Source organism: Tissierellales bacterium (assembly GCA_025210965.1).
GTDB lineage: Bacteria > Bacillota > Clostridia > Tissierellales > JAOAQY01 > JAOAQY01.
The window spans coordinates 1-8,200 of the sequence record JAOAQY010000104.1; the positions used below are offsets into that span (position 1 = coordinate 1).

General features: G+C 33.8%; 7 protein-coding genes. All 7 read right to left on the reverse strand.

What is annotated here, in order from left to right:
- The coding region (locus N4A40_08320; protein ID MCT4661849.1) for an ABC transporter permease subunit at positions 1 to 964 on the reverse strand (964 nt) is incomplete at its 3' end.
- A complete protein-coding gene (locus N4A40_08325; protein ID MCT4661850.1) occupies positions 957 to 1,688 on the reverse strand; it encodes an ATP-binding cassette domain-containing protein in 732 nt (243 codons plus the stop codon). The genes N4A40_08325 and N4A40_08320, both read right to left, overlap by 8 nt.
- A 221-nt stretch (positions 1,689 to 1,909) precedes the next feature.
- Entirely contained in the window at positions 1,910 to 2,965 is a 1,056-nt protein-coding gene (locus tag N4A40_08330; GenBank protein ID MCT4661851.1) for a M20/M25/M40 family metallo-hydrolase, read from the reverse strand.
- A 175-nt stretch (positions 2,966 to 3,140) separates the two neighbouring features.
- Positions 3,141 to 5,033 (reverse strand): ABC transporter permease, encoded by a 1,893-nt coding sequence (locus N4A40_08335; protein ID MCT4661852.1) that lies wholly within the window; start codon positions 5,031 to 5,033, stop codon positions 3,141 to 3,143.
- A 187-nt stretch (positions 5,034 to 5,220) separates the two neighbouring features.
- The gene (locus N4A40_08340; GenBank protein MCT4661853.1) at positions 5,221 to 5,526 is read right to left on the reverse strand and encodes a hypothetical protein; all 306 of its coding nucleotides are present in this window, start codon (positions 5,524 to 5,526) and stop codon (positions 5,221 to 5,223) included.
- Positions 5,527 to 5,768: 242 nt separating this feature from the next.
- On the reverse strand, positions 5,769 to 7,760 hold the full coding sequence (locus tag N4A40_08345; GenBank protein ID MCT4661854.1) for a methyl-accepting chemotaxis protein: 1,992 nt from the start codon (positions 7,758 to 7,760) through the stop codon (positions 5,769 to 5,771).
- A 188-nt stretch (positions 7,761 to 7,948) separates the two neighbouring features.
- Positions 7,949 to 8,200 (reverse strand): tRNA (adenosine(37)-N6)-threonylcarbamoyltransferase complex transferase subunit TsaD (locus tag N4A40_08350; protein ID MCT4661855.1); only part of this gene is annotated, 252 nt, incomplete at its 5' end.

Genomic DNA, 8,200 nt, shown 5'->3' on the forward strand with positions numbered 1-8,200 from the left:
AATAAGCTGGAATCAATACTACAAATGTTATAGGTGTCAAATACGTTTGTGCTTCCTTGAAATTCCTAGCATAAAAACTAATCGCAAGTTCAAGAGCTGCAAATGCCATTGTAAGGCCTACTGCTGCAAACCCTATAGTCAGTAATGCACCTAAAGACAAACTAATAGTTGCAAACATACTTGGATTTATCATCGCTGCTAGTCCAAAACCTATTAGCGATGCAAATGTCGCTAGTATTCCTGATATAACAACTGCAATATATTTCCCGAGCAATAAACTAGTTCTGCTGACATTAGTAGTAAGAAGTGGCTCTAGCGTTTGTCTTTCTTTTTCCCCAGCTCCTATATCTGTCGCTGGTGCAATACAACCAGTTGCTGCCCAAATAGAAAGTAACATTGGTACTAGCATAGTTACAAGCATCATCGTTATTCCGCTATTTTCGTCTGATGCAACTGAAACGCTATCAACATTTATCACTTCAAGTATCTCAGGGTCTATGCCTAATTCTTTGAGTCTTTCGTTTCGCTTAGTTTCAGCAAATCCACTCACAATATCTGTGATTTTACTCATACCCATAGATGATTTTTGACTACTTTCATCATATAACACTTCAAGTTTTGCAGTCCTTCCACTGCTCAATGCTTCCAAAAACTCAGGTTTTATATCTATGATAGCATAAATTTCTAGTTCATCTAGCGATTCAAGTGGATTTTTTAAATCTCTTATATCTAACCCCCCACTCGTTTGAAGATAACTTCCAAAATCACTATCTATATCTCCTTTTATAACTACTGGAACTGGTTTTTCTGCGTCTTTCACTATCTCGCCTACGCTAGCACCCATAGCAAGTGCCATTATTGGGAATATCAATATCGGAATTAAAAAACTCGTTATCAATGTCTTTTTATCTCTCATTATATCTATTAGCTCTTTTCTTAGAACTATACCCATATATTTAGTCATGTTTTTCGCCTCCGATCAATCTTATAAATACTTCTTCTAGATCATCAGTACCATGCTCTCTTTTAAGTTCTTCCAACGTTCCTATTGCAACTAGCTTACCCTTGTTTATTACACCTACTCTATCGCAAAGCTTTTCAACTTCAGCCATAGAATGACTCGAAAATATTATCGTCTTACCTTCATTTTTGAGCTCTTTTATAAATTCCTGAACTACCCTTATCGCCGTTACATCCAATCCAGAAGTAGGTTCATCAAATAGCATTATTGGTGGATTGTGAACTATGCTTCGGGCAATAGCAACTTTTTGTTTCATTCCCTTAGAAAATTTACCTGCCCTTCTATCCATGTATTCTTCCATTCCCAATCTCTTACAAAGATCATCTATCCTTGCATTTAACGCTTCCTTTTCCATGCCATTTAATTGTCCAAAATATGCTATATTTTCCCTAGCACTTAGTCTGTCATAAAGTCCTGTCTCTCCACCAAATAATATACCAATAGATTCACGTACTTTATCTGGATTTTCTACTAAATCTTCACCATTTATTATAGCTGTACCACCAGTGGGTTTTAGCATAGTAGCTAATAATCTCAGTGTAGTAGTTTTTCCAGCTCCATTTTCCCCAAGTAATCCAAAAACCTCTCCCTTTGAAACTTCTAGAGTGAGTCCATCTACTGCCTTTACCGTTTTAAATTGCTTATCTAAATTTTCTAGGCGAATCATCACTGCACACCCTTTCTTCATAGTTACTTATAATATATTTTATAGCAAAACGCTCAAATTTAATCTTAAATTATTCATAAAATAATCCCCAAATTAATAATATCAAAAATAGCCATGGAAACAAAATTCCCATGACTATCTAACAATTTAACTTATTTTACTACCGTGACATGCTCCCTCACTAAACCTATAAAAAAAGTTTTGAGGGTGCTTCTTGGTAATTATCTTCTAACTGGTCTTAAATCTTCGCTTCCAGTTAAATTTTCTATCATTTTTACCAATAGTTCAATCTCTTCTTCGATGACTTTCATTGATACTATCTCCGATGGCGCATGCATGTATCTTAAAGGCAATGATACTAATGCTACCGGAACGCCTTCACCTGTTAATCTCATCTTATCTGCATCTGTACCTGTCATTCTAGGTGTCAACTCATATTGCAATTTCATATCTAAATCTTTTGCCGCATTTTCCAAAAGATCATTAACTCTAAAATTAATTGGTGCTCCCTTTGTAAGTACTGGTCCGCCAGCTAAATCAACCTTGCCATGTTTTTGAGGACTCATATTTGGAAAATCAGTAGCAAATGTTACATCACAAGCAATTGCCATACTAGGTTTTACATTACTTGCTGCAAAATAAGCTCCGCCCATATTTGTCTCTTCATTTACAGTACTAACCGCATATACCCCAACATTGATATTTTTTTCCTTAAGCGATTTCAATACTTCTGCTACTATAAATGAACCCGTTCTATTATCAAGTCCTCTACCTACCAATAGGTCATTTTGTAAATAATCGTAGTCAAAAGCATAAAGTATATAATCACCTACACATACAAATTTTTCTGCTTCTTCTTTAGATTTAAATCCACAATCAATATATATATCTTCTGGTTTTACTTCACCTTTTGCTCCACCATGGTGCTCTGCTGTAACTCCAACAACACCTGATATCACTTCTTTTCCCAAAACTTTGACTCTATTTCCAAGTGCCAGTTTTGGATTAATTCCTCCAGCTTTTACTACACTTAAAAAGCCCTTGTCATCTATATAGTTTACCATAAACGCAATTTCATCTGCATGTCCCGCTAATAATACCTTAAATTCTGCCTCTGGATTCAATATTCCATAAGCATTTCCTGCCAAATCAGTCTTCACCTCATCTGCAAATTCGCTAACATAGTCAAGCCATTTTTCTTGAATAACTTCTTCACGACCACTTGGTGAATATGTCGACAATAATGTTTCTAAAAATTGTTTTGATGCTTTTTCCATTTCGCTCACCTCTATTTTCAATTTGCTTACAATGGTATTATATCAAAACTTAGCAGATATACTATACCTTTTTCATTTTTAACCAATCTATGACGCTTTTATCTAGTAGCATGTGAACTTAATTACAACTACTTCATCAAAGCATTCTTATTTATCACTCACCATACTTCTAAATTTAGCTATTTACAGTTTTATTGTATTTGTAAACTGTCAGTATATAGTAAACCCCATATATTAGGACATAGACAGCCATTGTAACTATTGTAGGTATTATCAAATCTTTTTTCAGCATTTTTGAAAGTGCACCTAGTGCAAACCCGGCATGTGCTAATCCTATAATTATCGGGAATATAAACATGGCTCCCATTTGTGAATATATGCTCTTAAATACATCTCTTCTACTAGCACCAACTTTTCTAACTATATTGTATCTTGTTTTTTCTTCTTCAGCTTCATTTATGAGCTTGAAATAAATCATGCTACCTGTTGATATGAGAACTACTAATGCTATAAATATACCTACAAACATTAACATTCCTCGAACTTCCATCTGTGCATTGTAAAACATTTCAGATGATTCTAATCTATACTCATAACTTCCATCCTCTCTGCCTTCGAATATTTTTAATAAACTCTTAGTCAAGTCTTGTGCAGAGTTTTCATTTTCAACTTCTATAAACCTTAAATTTTCAACCTTTTCTATATCAGAAAGATTTCCATATGTTTCATCAGATAATACCATAGAGTAAATATTTGAAATAGAAGATATTACATTTTTCTGTTTCATTTCATTGATTGAAATTTTATCTCCATTTGGCATCTGTACTGATTTCAATCCTTTTGCAAAGTTATAACCTCGTGGACTAACTAAAAACAACGATTCTGTATTATTTAAATTTATCTTCTCTAAATTGTTAAAATCCGCCAACTTATTGAAAGTAGATTGTGATAAAAATACCATTGATGAATTGTTAGATACTCCATCTATTTCAATATCAACTGTACCCGATTTTATCTCTCCGATCTCATCGTATACTACTTTGTGGTCGCTCTGACTACTCAATACATCATCCACATGTTGGTCGAATTCTGAATCTGTAATTTTGTATGCATATGAGTATGGCATCTCTCCCGATGCATCTAATCCTATCTGATAATAAAAACTGCTACTCATTCCTGCTGCTGTTATCGCCGTAGCACTTAATATTGCTATACTTCCAAGCACAAATGAATTACTCTTGATTCTATATATGAAATTACTTGTATTTATTAAATTCATATTCTTATAAAGATTTTTTCTATTTCTCCTCCTAAGTTTACCATAAAAAACCATGAATGAGCTAAATAGTCCATAAGTTCCACCAATAACTAGAATCAAAACTAGCAATGTATACATCAAAAAATCCATCTTCATAGCTTGTTCTATAGCTATGAAATATCCTGATATAAGCATTACCAATGATGTAATAGCAATAATAGCCGATCCCTTTGGCTCTTTTTCTCGTTTATTTTTAGCATTAAAAAACTCTATGAGCTTGAATCTGTATATTATCATATAATTATGCACTCCAAGTATCACAAAAAAACTACCAAATATAATACCAGTTGTTATAAGTGCATACATAGAAAAAGAAAAATCAACCTCTATATATTTTGACATCAAATTGAATAATAACATAACAAAAAATTTAGAAAGCATAGTTCCTAATAACACTCCTAAAACGAGTGCTCCTATACCCAGTAATATATTTTCTGCAAGTAACATCCTTGATATTTGTTTCTTTGAAACCCCTAGCATTGAATAAAGTCCAATCTCTTTTTTTCTATTCCTAGTAAAAAAATTATTAGAATACCACATGAATATAAAGGCAAAGATATAAATAAATACTGCACCTATTTTCATCAATATCGTCATGCTAGTATTGATGTTTTCTAATACCTGCTCATTGTATTGTATAGAATTGAACGTATACACTATCATGATTATGAATATCATAGATGCAAAGTATAGAAAATAATTCTTAAAATTCCATTTCATATTTTTTTTGATAAGTGTTGCTGTTGTCACTATAAAGACCTCCTCATGTATTTCATCTATACTTTTATTCTAATAAAATATTTTTCAAGCCTCCATAGTAGCAGCTTACAGTATATTATTATTTCCTTACAATTTCGTCACCTGAATATCACAAGCAGTGCATTTGCAACGTTAAATAAGTAATTTGGCACAAAAAAACGGGCACCCCCGCGCCCGATTAATGACTATAAGTATTTCTATAATTGAGTTTCTTTCCCTTTTGTTTTCTAACATCTATCAATTCTTGTATATGATCAATGTATCTTTGATCATCGCTAATTCTAGTAAGTGATGTTAATAAATACGCCGAATAATTTTTTGGAATAATATGTTTAGTTGCAAAATAGATTAGGTCTTTAGCCACTTTGAAGTTTCTAACATGTGAATGCTTTTCCTTAAAACGATAGCTAGCATTGTGTACTATAAAATTATTACCCGCTTTGTAAATTTTATAAGAACCCTCTTGATATACTTGATTGCCCATGACTCACCCTCCATTTCTCCGATCATCCTCTAACTATACTCTACCACGAGTATGTTAAATCCACGTTTCATATAATTCAAATCTTGGTTAAGTCCTATATATAGGTTGTTACTAAATTTAGCTGGCCTGCTATCTTTATCTTCTTTTCACTAATAATATCGGCGCAATATTCTGAAAACTTTAATTTCTATCAAATTTTATATTAAAAAGCGGTAGATTCAATATCTACCGCTATTAAACTATTAAATTTTAAATTGTCCAATTTGGCTCTTAAGTTCTATAGATAATTCATTTAAAGTCTCTGCTGCTTGAGCTACAGATTCTACAGCCATGCTCTGTTGCTGCATACTAGCACTTACTTCTTCTGAAGCTGCCGCAGTTTCTTCAGAAACAGAAGATATATTCGTTATAGAAGTCACTATCTCATTTTTGTCTCCAATAATATCCTCTATGAATTCATCAATCAAGCTAATTTGTTCCACTATCTCATCGATTGAATTTGATATATTTGCGAATGCCCCATCAACCTCTTGCACTGCACCAAATTGTTTCTCTGAGTTTTCTTTAAATCTATCCATGATACTTACAGTATCTTTAGTCTGCTTCTGAATCATATCTACAATATTTCTAATCTTATCTGCAGATGAAGAAGATTCTTCTGCAAGTTTTCTAATTTCATCAGCAACTACCGCAAAACCTTTACCGTGCTCGCCAGCTCTCGCAGCCTCTATAGATGCATTAAGTGCAAGTAAGTTCGTCTGCTCTGCTATAGAACTGATAGTCTCAAGTATTCCACCAATATCATTTGATTTCTTCTCAAGCTCTGAAATGGATTCTGCAATCTCTTCTGTAGATTTGATATTTTCATCAGATTTTTCTCTCAAGTCACCAACTGTTTCCAATCCTTTTTCATTTACATCTTTTGCAGAAAGCGCATTTGTAGAAATATCTTTTGAATTGTCATGCAATTTATTAAGTTTCTCGTCTAAGCTCGCTGTAAGTCTCGCACTAGTCTCAGCATCATTGGCTTGATCTGATGCTCCTCTTGCAATCTCTTCAACTGTTCTCGAAACTTCTTCAGATGATGCACTAGCTTCCTCTGATGCTGCTGCAAGTGATTCCGCTGACTCAGCAACATTGTCTGTAACTGTAGATGCATTCTTGACCAGCGATCTAACATTCTCAACCATAGCATTAAACGACTTGCTTAAATCCCCTATCTCATCTTTAGTTCTAACATTAGACTGTACAGTCATATCACCAGCCTCTACGAGTTTCATATCAGCAACTATTTGTTTTATAGGCTTAATCATAGAATTACCGAACAACACACCTATAACTATAGCTAATATCAAAACTATAATAGCTACTATCAATGTAGTTCTAAGAACGACAGCCGTCTTATCTGTAATTTCATCTACATACATTGATGTCATAACATACCAGCCCAAGCTATCTATCTTTTGGTAAACTACATATTTGTCTCGAGTTTTGCCCTCTGAATTTGTAAAGCTATAGTCTATTGTTCCGCTATCTTCTTTATCTATAGCTTGCTGAATTTCAGCCTGATCCAAAATACTACCTATTCTACTCTCATCAGGATGTGAAATAACAGTTCCATCTCTTCCTAGTATAAACACATAACCATCTGTTCCAACTTTGATCTGTGAAATTTCATCAGCCAATTCTTCTAATATGATACTCATACTTAGAACCCCTTGAAAATTTCCATTTGTATCTTTTGATGGCACTGCACCTGCTATAGTCCATTTCTTACTAACTGCCCCTAAATAAACGTCAGTCCAATACGGACCATTATTTTCCATAACCCCTTTGTACCAAGCTCTCTGCCTTGGATCATAATCATCTGCAAATTCATATTGTGGTTCAATGTGAATCGTTCCATCTGGAAGACCTATATACGCCTGTACGACTTGATCAAAATTGTCAACATATGTCTTGAAAACGTCTCTTCTCCACTGATTAAATCCAGCTTCTTCGATAGTTTTCGTATTTCCACTATCTGCTACCATTTTTAGTCCTGCCATATACCCATCAAATTGGTGTTTAATAGACTCTGCTATTTCTTTGTTCAATTCAAAATGATCGTGTCTAAGTGAATTTGATAGTACATCCGCTGAATTGATATAACTAAAAAAGCCCAAACTGGCAACTGACAAAATAATAAGTATAGATATAATCCCTATTACCTTCTCTCTGATACCTATTTTCATAAATACTCCTCCTTCTGCCCTCATAATATAATTTCTCTGTTTTATCTTTACCCTCTTTAGATGAATTATCACAGTGAAACTTTTTAACCATGATTGATAATTGACTAAAAAAAGAGCTCGATAATCCTCATATTATCAAGCTCTTAGACCACTTCAGTTATTAAATTAAATCACTTTATATTTACAAATTAATATCGCTTCTCACCAAGTTTTAGATTTGGAACTGCATTTAGCGAAAGATCCCCACGCTCACCTTTCAAATATTCATAGTATGCAGCGCATCCTATCATAGCAGCATTATCTGTACATAAAACTCTCGATGGATACAATATTTTAAAACCTTCTTCTTGACCACGCCTTTCCATCTCATCTCTAAGCCCTTGATTAGAAGCTACTCCACCTGCTATAGCTATTGTTTTGTGACCATTCTTCTTCGCTGC